12 protein-coding genes and 1 pseudogene are annotated in these 10,827 nt (G+C 57.4%); 4 read left to right on the top strand and 9 right to left on the bottom strand.

Going from position 1 to position 10,827, the window contains the following annotated elements; genetic code table 11:
* Both ACESMB_RS10765 and ACESMB_RS10770 read right to left on the bottom strand, forming a co-directional pair.
* Positions 1–143: HlyD family efflux transporter periplasmic adaptor subunit (locus ACESMB_RS10765; RefSeq protein WP_372971531.1), on the bottom strand; the 143-nt coding region annotated here is incomplete at its 3' end.
* A 20-nt stretch (positions 144–163) separates the two neighbouring features.
* Positions 164–364 (bottom strand): hypothetical protein, encoded by a 201-nt coding sequence (locus tag ACESMB_RS10770; protein ID WP_372971523.1) that lies wholly within the window; start codon positions 362–364, stop codon positions 164–166.
* A gap of 204 nt (positions 365–568) precedes the next feature.
* Between ACESMB_RS10770 and ACESMB_RS10775 the strand changes: the two genes are divergently transcribed.
* Positions 569–1,936, top strand: a complete 1,368-nt coding sequence (locus ACESMB_RS10775; protein ID WP_372971524.1) for a WS/DGAT/MGAT family O-acyltransferase — start codon at positions 569–571, stop codon at positions 1,934–1,936.
* Between the two features lie 16 nt (positions 1,937–1,952).
* Here the strand turns inward: ACESMB_RS10775 and ACESMB_RS10780 are convergent, their stop codons facing one another.
* The 5 genes from ACESMB_RS10780 to ACESMB_RS10800 form a co-directional block, all read right to left on the bottom strand.
* A complete protein-coding gene (locus ACESMB_RS10780) occupies positions 1,953–3,701 on the bottom strand; it encodes a 7TM diverse intracellular signaling domain-containing protein (protein WP_372971525.1) in 1,749 nt (582 codons plus the stop codon).
* Entirely contained in the window at positions 3,698–4,096 is a 399-nt protein-coding gene (locus ACESMB_RS10785) for an NINE protein (RefSeq protein WP_372927087.1), read from the bottom strand. Before ACESMB_RS10785 ends, ACESMB_RS10780 begins: the two co-directional genes overlap by 4 nt.
* Positions 4,097–4,470: 374 nt before the next feature.
* Positions 4,471–5,286, bottom strand: a complete 816-nt coding sequence (locus ACESMB_RS10790; protein WP_372971526.1) for a class II glutamine amidotransferase — start codon at positions 5,284–5,286, stop codon at positions 4,471–4,473.
* Entirely contained in the window at positions 5,279–6,382 is a 1,104-nt protein-coding gene (locus ACESMB_RS10795; protein ID WP_372927089.1) for a GGDEF domain-containing protein, read from the bottom strand. Before ACESMB_RS10795 ends, ACESMB_RS10790 begins: the two co-directional genes overlap by 8 nt.
* Positions 6,383–6,521: 139 nt before the next feature.
* Positions 6,522–7,337, bottom strand: coding sequence for an SDR family NAD(P)-dependent oxidoreductase (locus ACESMB_RS10800; RefSeq protein WP_372927095.1), 816 nt, complete (start codon positions 7,335–7,337; stop codon positions 6,522–6,524).
* Positions 7,338–7,515: 178 nt separating this feature from the next.
* Here ACESMB_RS10800 and ACESMB_RS10805 point away from each other — a divergent pair, with 178 nt between their 5' ends.
* Positions 7,516–7,974 (top strand): NfeD family protein, encoded by a 459-nt coding sequence (locus ACESMB_RS10805; RefSeq protein ID WP_372927090.1) that lies wholly within the window; start codon positions 7,516–7,518, stop codon positions 7,972–7,974.
* A gap of 2 nt (positions 7,975–7,976) precedes the next feature.
* On the top strand, positions 7,977–9,011 hold the full coding sequence (locus tag ACESMB_RS10810; protein ID WP_372927091.1) for an SPFH domain-containing protein: 1,035 nt from the start codon (positions 7,977–7,979) through the stop codon (positions 9,009–9,011).
* A 36-nt stretch (positions 9,012–9,047) separates the two neighbouring features.
* On the opposite strand, the gene yfbR is transcribed toward ACESMB_RS10810, so the two are convergent.
* Entirely contained in the window at positions 9,048–9,641 is a 594-nt protein-coding gene (gene yfbR, locus ACESMB_RS10815; protein WP_372927092.1) for a 5'-deoxynucleotidase, read from the bottom strand.
* A 292-nt stretch (positions 9,642–9,933) separates the two neighbouring features.
* Here yfbR and ACESMB_RS10820 point away from each other — a divergent pair, with 292 nt between their 5' ends.
* Complete coding sequence (locus ACESMB_RS10820) at positions 9,934–10,089, top strand: hypothetical protein (RefSeq protein WP_372927093.1); 156 nt, start codon at positions 9,934–9,936, stop codon at positions 10,087–10,089.
* Positions 10,090–10,102: 13 nt separating this feature from the next.
* Here the strand turns inward: ACESMB_RS10820 and ACESMB_RS10825 are convergent.
* Positions 10,103–10,827 (bottom strand): annotated as a pseudogene (locus ACESMB_RS10825) (hypothetical protein); the annotation flags it as partial.

The raw sequence follows: 10,827 nt of genomic DNA on the forward strand, positions 1-10,827 counted from the left end.
ACCCGGAAATCAAGCCGCAGGTTGGTGATATCCACCAGAGTCAGCAGCTCGTCACCGGGGGTCACCCATTCGCCCAGGTCGCTGGCACGGTCGCTCACCACGCCATCGAACGGCGCTTCGATGCGGTGACGGTCAAGCACCACCTGGCGGCGCTGTGCTTCCTTCAGCCGGGCCCGGCTACCGCCGTGGACAAGCGCGAGGTGCGCAGGGCGTTGACGGTACCGTTCAGGCTGACTTCAGTGACGATAACGGACTCTTCAACCGTCTCCAGTTCAACACCAGGGCGATCCTGCGCCAGGGCCTGCGACAGCGAAGAACACCACAATCCGGCCAGGATTCCCAGTCGCCTGACAATTGGTTTCACTGAATTACCCCTCTGTCCCTGCCCTGCAGTCGCGCTGCATCTGGTGTGCTGAATTTGAATTAAAATTACGTCCGGAAACTCCGGGCAGACCTGTCATAATCTGTGCTTCAGGCCTGCAAAGCCTGCAACCGGTACTTCCACCGAACCTGAAATGCTGCAACACTGGCCACCGAACAACAACCAAAACAATGCGAGATTCATACCGTGAAACCACTGAGCCCCGTAGACCAGGTGTTTCTGTGGCTGGAAAAGCGCCAGCAACCCATGCATGTTGGCGGCCTGCAGCTGTTTTCGTTCCCTGAAGATGCGCCGGATGACTATGTTGCACAACTCGCGGACCAGTTGCGGGAGCGGTGTATCGTCACACCTCCGTTCGACCAGCGCCTCAGCAATCGGTTCGGGCAGCCCTTCTGGGTGGAAGACGAGCATCTGGACCTGGAGCATCATTTCCGCTTTGAAGCGCTGCCCACTCCCGGTCGGATTCGTGAACTGCTGGCGTTTGTTTCTGCGGAACACAGCCATCCGATGGATCGCGAGCGCCCGATGTGGGAGTTCCATCTGATCGAAGGCCTGAAAGACCGGCAGTTCGCGGTTTACACCAAAATACACCACTCGCTTGTGGACGGCGTCTCCGCGATGCGTCTTTTCCAGCGCATGCTTTCTACGGACCCGGACCAGCGCAGCATGCCTCCGATCTGGGCCCTGCCGCCTCGCAGCCACAAAGACGCCGAAGACAACGGCCCCTCCATGTGGCGCAACGTTGCCCATCTGCTGGGGGAATCCGGAAGACAACTGGGCACGGTGCCGGCAGTTTCGAAAGCCCTGTTAAGCACCGTCAACCGGGCACGAAAGGACCCGGCCTACGACTCCATCTTCCACGCACCTCAATGTGTGCTCAACGGCAAGATTACCGGTTCCCGCCGCTTTGCGGCCCAGTCCTACTGTCTGAAACGCATCAGGGCCGTGTGCAAGGCTTACGACACCACTGTCAACGACGTCGTCATGGCCATGTGCGCCACGGCCCTGCGAACCTATCTGATGAACCAGGATGCACTGCCGGAAAAGCCACTGGTCGCCATGGTCCCCGTCTCCCTCCGTAAAGACGACAGTTCCGGTGGCAACCAGGTGGGCATTATCCTGGCATCCCTGGGCACTCATCTGAACGACGCTGCCGAGCGCCTGCGTTACATCCATGAGGACGTGAAAGCTTCGAAAGAGCGCTATGCTGCCATGTCGCCGGAGGAAATCCTGAATTACACGGCTTTACTGCTGGCGCCGGCAGGGTTCAACCTGCTAACCGGGCTGGCGCCGAAGTGGCAGACCTTCAACGTGGTGATATCCAACGTGCCGGGGCCGAAGGAGCCCAGCTACTGGAACGGCGCGAGGCTTGAAGGGATGTACCCGGTGTCCATTGCCATGGACCGGATCGCCCTGAACATGACCCTGACCAGCTATTGCGACCAGATCGAGTTTGGCCTCATCGGCTGCCGCCGTACCCTGCCCAGCCTGCAACGAATGCTGGATTACCTGGAAGAGGGCCTGGCAGAGCTGGAACAGGCGGGCAGTCTCTAGTGTCCCACGCGCGACACTAGGCCCCTTCCGGCTCAGCTTCCTGATGCTGTTTGTTGCGGTACATATCTGCGTCTGCCAGGGAGAACAAGCGGTCGATATCACTGGTATCTTCCGGGTACACCGCGACACCGATGCTCAGGCCGACACGGACTTCGGTGCCGTTTTCAAGAATGACCGGCATATCGCCTATGCGGGAGAGGTTTGCGATCAGGCGGCTCAGGCCCTGCCCCTTCTGTACGCCCTCAAGCAGGAGTACGAACTCATCTCCACCAATTCGCGCCACAGTATCCGAACTTCTCGGTAGCGCTTTTAACTTGTTGCTCACGGAAACCAGCACATCGTCTCCGGCGGAATGGCCGAGCGTATCGTTAATCTCCTTGAACCTGTCCAGGTCCACCACTACCAGCGCAAAGCTTGCGCCCGAACGCCTGGCGCGGGCCCCCGCACCCGCAAGACGGTCCTGCAGCAGTTTTCTGTTCGCCAATCCGGTCAGAACATCATGGTTAGCCTGTTTCTCCAGTATCTGCTGATTTTCCCAAAGCTGGCGATTGGTGGTCTCAAGCTCCCGGGTCCGGTCGGCCAAAGCCAGCGATAACAGCAGCATTTCCATGGCGGAGCCAATCATCAGTGCATTGGCGGTAAAACCGTTCGATGGCAGGACTCCGACATTGTGCAGAGCGATGACGAGAACACCCAACAGAAAAGACACCCAGGCCAGTACGAAAAACCGTGAACCCGGCTCCCTGCGCCAGAGACTCACCCCACCCATCATCAATGCAGCTACCGCAAAGACCATGGATAACAGGTTTACGGCTATGGCGGCCACGTCATAGAAACCAACGACAGCCGTCAGGAAGGTCAGGCCATAGGCAACACTGATACAGGGCATGAACCAGGCAAGCTTCAGCCGTGCCGGGGTACCCGCCAGGAAACGTTGCACGAACAGGGCACCAAAAATACCCGCTGCCGCTACGCCACCAGTGGGCGACAGGTGCACAAGCCAGGGGGTATCAGGCCAAAGAAAGTGACCGGTCAGTCCCGACAGCCCCGCCTGCCCGATGGCAAGACAGGCGATAAAACCCACATAGGTCAGGTACAGCACATCCCGCAGCGAGAAGAACAGGAACAGGTTGTATATCAGCAGTGCCACCAGCAGGCCGTAATACAGTCCCAGCGCAGCGTAGGTGTACTGATCGCTACGCCACAGACTGTCACCCTGCCAGAGCGTGACCGGAACCGTGAGTGTGCCTTCAGAGCGAACACTCAGGAAAATCTGGTATTGGCTATCTGCAGACAGGGACAGCGGAAAAACATGATTACGGTGACTGACAGGCCTTTCCGTAAAAGGCAGGAGATCGCCAGACTGCTGATGCGTTACCAGTTCGCCATCTTCCAGCAGATAAAAGTGGACCTCATCAAGAGAGGCGTGGCCCACTTCCAGAAAAATACGATCAGAAATCTGCTCAGGCGTCGAGAATTCAAACGCCAGCCATACCTGTTCTTTTGTCAGCCCGAAGTTGGTAGGGGATTGCTCCGACGATTCCGGCCGGATGAAATGGCCCTGGCGATAGAGTTCTTCCGCCCTGCCGAGCGAGAGGCCGGACTGATCATTCCGATAAATGGATACTGACCGCGATACATCCTGCCGCGCCTCTGCCCCGACCACCGTCGGCGACGAGGCTTGTGCAGCAATGCCAAAAGACGACCACAGTGCGAGGAGAATCACTACCGGGATGGTCATAAAGCCGGAAACGGAATCGGTCACTTTTCTGAATTTCTGATAGAAATCTGTTCGTTCAGCGTCCAGAAATCATAAAGCACGCCGATCAGGAACAAACCACCCGTGAGCAGGTAGATAACGCCTGTAATCCACTTGCCCATATACATCCGGTGGACACCAAATACACCGATGAACGTAAGCAGGATCCAGCTGATGTTATAACTGACCGCCCCCTCCCGGAAACGCAGGTCCGCCTCCCGGTCCATGGCCGGAATCAGGAACAGGTCGATGAACCAGCCAATAAACAGCAGCCCGAGCGTGAAGAACCAGATTGTGCCGGTAATCGGTTTACCGTAGTAGAACCGGTGTGCCCCGAGGAATCCGAAGATCCAGAGCAGATAGCCGATGAGTTTGCTGTGGGTATCCTGGTTGATTTCCATTTGGTTTCCTTTTAGTTTGGTGATGGCCTGATTCGTTGGCCCTAGCCTGCTGGTTGCGGTGGCTGGCTGGGTGGCTGGATTATTTTTCCTTGGGAAAAAGAACTCGCTCCGCTCAGACACCTTTTTCCTGGCGGATAAATAATCCAGCCACCCATCCGCCAGACAGTTAGGGCATAGCCCCCGATTACAAGCTGACACAAGTGACTAATCGAACAGACGGCCTTCTCCATGGTAAATGGGTGTGGGGCGGGGGTATTTATTTTTTCGCAAAAAATGGTGTCTGAGAGCAGCGAGTTCATTTTTCGAAAAAATAAATACCCCCACCCCGCAACCACGCTCCAAACCATGAGGCCCGAGCAACGGAGGCACCAGACTCAAGGCCCAACTTCGGGAGCCCGATGGGCACCGGCGGGCGATTCAGTAACACCTTTGAGGACAACGACGCCCTGCTGCCACAACCGCCACTCGCCGGGCTGGTAGATGTCCCAGTACTCGTCGGATGTGAGCGGCTCGGTCACAATCACGCTTACGATATCGTTGGGGGTCGTTTCTGCCTCAAAGTCTACGGTGACGTCCGCGTCCTTGAGGCGCGCGGGGCGGAAGGGCGCGCGGCGGGTAATGCTGGCCAATTTGCTGGTGCAGTAGGTAAACAACCAGTCACCATTGCTGAGCAGCAGGTTGAAAATGCCCCGGCGGGAGTAGCCGCTGGAAAACCGGACCAGAGCCCCCACCACTTCTTCCACTGGCGCATGGCGGTCACACTCGCTGCGCAGGTGATTGAGGATGTCGCAGAACAGGGCCTCACTGTCGGTACCGCCGACCGGTTCATAAAACCCGGGGCTGGCAGTAAACCCGGTGAGCTGCCCATTGTGGGCAAACGTCCAGTAGCGCCCCCAGAGTTCCCGCATGAACGGATGGGTGTTAGCCAGGCACACTGAACCTACGTTGGCCTGCCGTATATGGCAGATAGCCACTTCGCTTTTGATGGGGTGCGTTTGCACAACTTCTGCGATTCTGGAGTTGGCACTGGCCCCGGATTCGTGGAACGCACGCACCCCTTTACCCTCGTAAAATGCCACACCCCAACCATCCTTGTGGGGACCGGTTTCGCCACCGCGACGGGTCAGCCCCGTGAAACTGAAACAGAGATCGGTAGGCGTGTTGGCACTCATGGCCAGAAGTTCACACATGCTGCTTGCTCGTGCGCCTCGGACTTCTGATGGCAGCGACACCCGCCTTGACCACAGTGTTACGACCTGCACGCTTACCGCTGTATAGACAGTGGTCTGCAACCCGGAACAGCGTTTCAGCTTCGGTGCCATCCTCAGGGTAATGAGCAATACCGAATGATGCAGTCACACGAATCAGGGCTTCTCCGTATTTCAGCTCGTTGTCGGCAATACGCTGACGCAATTCGTCCATCAGTTCAAAAGAATCCTCTGGCTTCACATCCCGCAGGATCAGGCCAAATTCTTCCCCGCCCAGGCGGCCGACAGAGTCAGTGGTCCGCAGGCGCTCAGTCAGGCGATGGCTGATATCGCGCAAGACCTGGTCACCGGCCTCGTGACCCATGGTGTCATTCACAACCTTGAAATGGTCGATGTCCATAACCACCAGCGCAAAACCTGTTCCACTGCGGGCAGATTCGGCAATGGTCCGGGCAAGGGTGCTCTGGAAGCTGGCCCGGTTTGACAGGCCGGTAAGGGCATCGGTCTGGGCCAGGGTAAACAACCTCTGCTCGGCCTCCTCACGGCGGGTTTCGTAGAGATGTATAAAGCCCAGCATCAGCACGGCACAGAGCATCATGTTCAGCAGGTCGATCATGCTTCGCGCGTCGGCGACGAATTCCAGGTGAAAATAGTAGGTCACACACCCGGCCAGCATGAACGGCGCACTGAGCAGGAAGCCCTCTTTCTTGCCGAGCAGGAGATAGGCCAGCACCGGCATCATCAGCACCCAGACAAAGGCAGCAACGGAAGCATCGGGCACAAGCATGATCAACAGGGCGAACGAAAACCCGGTAACCAGGTAACTGTAGATCCAGGCCTGCAGGTGGGGTGTCCGGTTAATGCGAGTAACACCCAGGAACAGCACCACACTGGCCACGAACTCCCCGGCAGCGAGCCAGAGATAGCCGTTGAGAATCTGCAGGCAGCCGAAAGCCACCAGCGCGGAACCAGTGACCAGAAACAGTGTCCGCATCAACGAGCGGCGATGGGTATCGCGAAGCCCTGAGCGGCTTTGCTCGAAGGAAGCACCAAGATCCGGGTGCTGGGGTGTTGTCATGCTGCCTCTTTCCCTGAAATACAGCCCGCTCGTGTTCATGGGCTGTACGTAAAATATACAGGGGCAACTACCGGGCTTCAATCATCCCCGAAGCCTGACTGCCCCCAACCTGGGAATTACGGCTTGCGATGAAAGCGGATCAGGTATAAAGATTCTTACGGGAAAAACGCTCTACCAGCGGCTGATAGGCAGAGCCAAGCACCCGGTTCAGGACATCAATACCCCAGGCATCCGGACCAACAAGAATGCGGGACTCATTGCTGAGAATGCCTTTTACAATGGTGTCGGCTGCTTTCTCGGCCGTTGTCATGGCAATCTTGTCGAAGCCCTTGCGCTGGGCATCGGCGTTTTCGGACTTGCCCATGCGTGCGGAATTGGCAATATTGGTGCGGATGCCGCCGGGGTGCACACAACTCACAGCTACCGGCTGCTGCTCCAGCTTCATTTCCTGGCGCAGTGACTCGGTGAAGCCGCGAACCGCGAATTTGGCGGCATTATAGGCGCTCTGTTTCGGCACTCCGATCAGCCCGAAGACACTGGATATGTTCACCACATGGCCATCTCCGGAGGCAATCAGATGTGGCAGAAACGCGCGGGTACCGTGGGCCACGCCCCAGAAGTCGATATCCATGATCCATTTGAAGTCCTCGTCGGTCATTTCACGGACACTGGCCGACAGGGCTACACCGGCATTGTTGACCGCCAGGTTGACCTGTCCGAAATCGTCCACAACCTGGTCCGCGTGGGCATAGATAGCATCCCGGTCGGCCACATCGAGGCAATAGGTTCTGACCTCGGCATTACTGCACGCAGTCGCGGTTTCAGCAAGACCCGCCTCGTTAACGTCCGATAGCGCCAGACGACAGCCCTTCGAGGCCAGTGCCACGGCCAGTGCACGGCCGATACCGGAACCCGCGCCGGTTACCACAGCTACCCTGTTGTTCAGATCCTTCATCATCAATGACCTCTTGTTATTCGATGTGTTGCTTACTCTAACAGTTGTTGGGTCGGGAGATACGGCAATAATGCGCACCCCCGTGGGGCAATAGAGCCACTATCGGTGACCCGTGCATCGCTGACAGGGTACAATTACGCGCTCCCATCATTTATCTGTCACTAACGGATGTTTCTGTATGGAATGGAGTCTTACGCATTTCTGGCTGATTCTTGCCCTCGTGCTGAGCCTTGCGGAGCTGACATCCGGTGTTCTGGTGCTGCTGGCACTGGGTGTTGCCGCGGCGTTGACGGCAATACTGACGTTTCTGGGTGCGCCGTTTGAATGGCAACTGGTCGGTATGGGCGTGTTTTCAGGCATTCTGGTGCCAGTTGCGATTCGCTGGATCAGGCCACGGTTTTCCCCCAAAGGGGTTGCCTACGGAACAACCGGCACAGGCGTAGAACACGGAAAACGTTACCGAACACTGAAACGGGATTTCGACGATGCCAGCGGTATCAAGGTCAACGGCGATTTCTATCGTCTGCGCACCAGCGATACCGGCATGACCGAGCTGCCTGAAGGCACCGAAGTCATTTTCGAACGCTTTGACGGCACCACCGCCGTTGTTCACACGATCACACACAAGGAGCAGTAGACATGGAATCAGTTCTTTCCCCCGGGCTGGTCATCAGCCTCATTCTCGTAGTCATTGGCATTTTCATCATCGCCAAGGGCCTGGTTATTGTGCGCCAGTCCGAAGTAATGGTTATCGAACGGCTGGGCTCATTCAACCGGGTACTGGAAAGCGGTGTGAACATCATCATCCCGTTCATCGAACGCCCACGCGCCATCATCATGACCCGTTATGTTCGCATGGGTGACGAATACCACCCCAGCAGCAGCTTTGAAACCCGAATCGACCGCCGCGAAACCGTGATGGACTTTCCCGGCCAGCCGGTTGTCACCACCGACAACGTCACCGTGAACATCAATGGTGCGCTTTACTACCAGATTATCGACCCCCGCCGTGCGGTCTATGAAGTGGCCAATATGAGCCAGGCCGTGGAAGTACTGGCAAAAACCACACTGCGTTCGGTGGTGGGCAAGATGGAGCTGGATAAACTGTTCGAATCCCGCAGCGAGGTGAACAACGCCATCCAGGCGGAGATGGAGGAAGCTGCTTCCAAATGGGGTGTGAAACTGACCCGGGTTGAGGTTCAGGACATCAGCATGCCGGAAGAAGTGGAAGAGGCCATGCGCCTGCAGATGGCTGCCGAGCGTAAGCGCCGGGCCACCGTAACCGAAGCAGAAGGCGAGAAATCAGCCGCCATCGCCATGGCACAGGGCCAGCGGGAGTCCGCCATTCTCAATGCCGAGGGTGACAAGGAGTCGGCCATCCTGCGCGCCCAGGGTGAGCAGGAATCCATCCGCCTGGTGCTGAGCGCCATCGGAGATACCGAGGACAACAAGCAGACGGTTATCGGTTATCTGCTGGGCCAGAGTTACATCAAGGTGTTGCCAAACATGGCCAAGGAGGGCGAGCGGGTATTCGTGCCTTACGAATCCTCGGCACTGCTCGGCTCCATGGGAATGTTCCGCGAACTCGCCGGCAGCCCTGAAGATATTGTGCGCCAGGGCGTGAAGCAGGATGGCTTGCGCGGTGGCATGGTGGCTTCGGCGGGAAACAGCTAGAGCGAACGGACCCCGCACTGATGGCCGCCGCCAGCCCTATCCCAGAAGGTTGTCGAGCGGCCGCTGGTACCCAGGCGCAAATACTTCCAGAAAGTACATGACTTCCGGCAAGGCATCGTCCTCCAGCTTTTTGAGGATGTGGCCCGCTGCCGGTTCGAATTCCTTGTTACCCGCCTGCATTTCCGCCTGGCATTTCAGTAATGCTGACAGTCGGTCTGCTGCCTTGATCAGTTCTTTTTCTTCCGGCGCCCAGCGGGACTCACGGATATAGGGATCGAATTCATCGCGGAGGTCATTCGGCAGCAGGGCCAGTAACTCTGCTTCCGCCTTGTGCTCTATATCCCCGAAGGCTTCCCGCATCACACTGGAGTGATATTTGACCGGGGTAGGCATATCCCCGGTAATAACCTCTGTGGCATCGTGGTAGAGCGCTGCCGCCGCGATCCGGTCAACATTGACCTGCCCGCCAAAGTGTCTGTTGCGAATAATGGCCAGGGCATGCGCCAGTGTCGCAACCTCCCAGGAATGGGTGGCAACGTTTTCTTCGATGGCATTCCGCATCAGCCCCCAGCGCTTGATCCACCGGAGCCGGGATACATAGGCAAAAAAATGGCTGAGAGTGCGGCTCATAGGGTTTCCCGTTTTGCATGAGTTTATAATTGACTTCTACCGGCAATGAATCAACGATGTTAGCCTGAATCATCGTTCATTTTCACCAGCGTGGAATCGTAACCTTGAGCCTCAGGTGCCCGTTTAAAGCCGCCCTCCTGTCTCTGTGCCTGCCAGTGGCCATGGGATTTGCAGGCATCTGGATTTTGAAGCCGGGTTATACGACGTCATCTTTTTCGAAAGCCTGAGCTGGGGCTGGGAATCTCTTCCTGTTACTGCCACGGCGCCGGTCCTGAAAGACGAGGAAGTTTACGTGGCCCTGAGAAAGGCCGGCAGGGACCAGAGTTTTTTCGATAACATTGCCGGCCGCGCCCTTGTGGCCATTTCCGGTTATAACTATGGCTTCGCGGGCCTGACGACAGACGATGGTGGAACGTCACGGGCGCCAGCTGCCTCCTGCACTGAGTGAGCGCTGAGACTGCTCAGCGGGCGTCCAGTTCAAAACTGATGGTGACGTTGCCATCCTCGTTGGCACTGGCATCACGCATGGGGTCCAGCAGGAAGATCTGGCCAGCCGGCACCTCGTAGTTGTCGCGCATCTGTTGACGTAGCCAGTTCCCCCTCGCCGCCGCCAGATTACCCAGCGCCTCAGGGGGCAGATCGATATCCGTAATCAACCGCTCTATCAATGCCTTCTCCCATTCTGATTCACTGATCTCTCCATCTCCCCCATCCTCTTCGGCAACGTCGGCCCGGAAAGCTTCCGTTGTGGCGACGTTATCCGAACTGGCGTAGGCCTCTTCCAGGCGCGCAACACGCTCGGAAACCGGCGTTGTTTCAGCGATGCCCAGTTGCTTGAACAGTCGCTGCTGCCTCAGCCCCTTGCTGTCGGCCTCCGGTGCAACTGCACCACGGATGTTCAGCGCCAGTGAGGGTCGATCATTCAGCGCCTTGCCCAGGGCCTCCAGTTTGACCTTCTCGCCCTCGACCAGCTCAACGCGGCCTGGCTCGAAGCTGATTCGGCCCAGGTCTTCTCCCGACAGGCCTGCGATATCCGCTATCGAACCTAGCATACTGAAGGGTGATGTGGCGGCTTTGGCAACCAGGTTGACGAAGGCATTCATAACGACCTGGCCAACACTGAATTCCGGATTCTCCAGATCACCACTGACGGGGAGATTGATGTCGATGACCCCATCGCGATCCC

Source organism: Marinobacter sp., assembly GCF_041686475.1.
GTDB lineage: Bacteria > Pseudomonadota > Gammaproteobacteria > Pseudomonadales > Oleiphilaceae > Marinobacter.

Excerpts from the sequence above, each read along its gene's own strand:
- ACESMB_RS10785 (WP_372927087.1), bottom strand. The coding sequence starts at position 4,096 with ATGGAAATCAACCAGGATACCCACAGCAAACTCATCGGCTATCTGCTC.
- ACESMB_RS10790 (WP_372971526.1), bottom strand. The coding sequence starts at position 5,286 with ATGTGTGAACTTCTGGCCATGAGTGCCAACACGCCTACCGATCTCTGT.
- ACESMB_RS10795 (WP_372927089.1), bottom strand. The coding sequence starts at position 6,382 with ATGACAACACCCCAGCACCCGGATCTTGGTGCTTCCTTCGAGCAAAGC.
- ACESMB_RS10800 (WP_372927095.1), bottom strand. The coding sequence starts at position 7,337 with ATGAAGGATCTGAACAACAGGGTAGCTGTGGTAACCGGCGCGGGTTCC.
- ACESMB_RS10805 (WP_372927090.1), top strand. The coding sequence starts at position 7,516 with ATGGAATGGAGTCTTACGCATTTCTGGCTGATTCTTGCCCTCGTGCTG.
- ACESMB_RS10810 (WP_372927091.1), top strand. The coding sequence starts at position 7,977 with ATGGAATCAGTTCTTTCCCCCGGGCTGGTCATCAGCCTCATTCTCGTA.
- yfbR (WP_372927092.1), bottom strand. The coding sequence starts at position 9,641 with ATGAGCCGCACTCTCAGCCATTTTTTTGCCTATGTATCCCGGCTCCGG.